Here is a 387-nt window from a genome sequence, read left to right on the forward strand (position 1 = left end):
TCATTGAACCGTATTTACGATCAGATGTTACGTCCTGAATGGCCAGCGCTGGGTTCTGTGCAGTACACGATCCAGAAATTCTATCGCGTTAACGGCGGCAGTACGCAACGTAAAGGCGTAACGCCAGACATCATCATGCCGACGGGTAATGAAGAAACGGAAACGGGTGAGAAATTCGAAGATAACGCGCTGCCGTGGGATAGCATTGATGCCGCGACTTATGTGAAATCAGGCGATTTAACGGCCTTTGGGCCGGAGCTGCTGAAGGAACATAATGCGCGTATCGCGAAAGATCCTGAGTTCCAGAACATCATGAAGGATATCGCGCGCTTCAACGCTATGAAGGACAAGCGCAATATCGTTTCTCTGAACTACGCTGTGCGTGAG

At 50.1% G+C, this 387-nt stretch carries 1 protein-coding gene; it reads left to right on the forward strand.

Annotated elements, in window-relative coordinates; translation table 11 throughout:
• Positions 1 to 387, forward strand: a 387-nt coding sequence (locus C5J22_RS30915; RefSeq protein WP_172746852.1) for a carboxy terminal-processing peptidase, incomplete at both ends; no start/stop codon positions are given.

The sequence above is a fragment of the Neorhizobium sp. T25_13 genome, assembly GCF_002968675.1.
Lineage (GTDB): Bacteria > Pseudomonadota > Alphaproteobacteria > Rhizobiales > Rhizobiaceae > Neorhizobium > Neorhizobium tomejilense.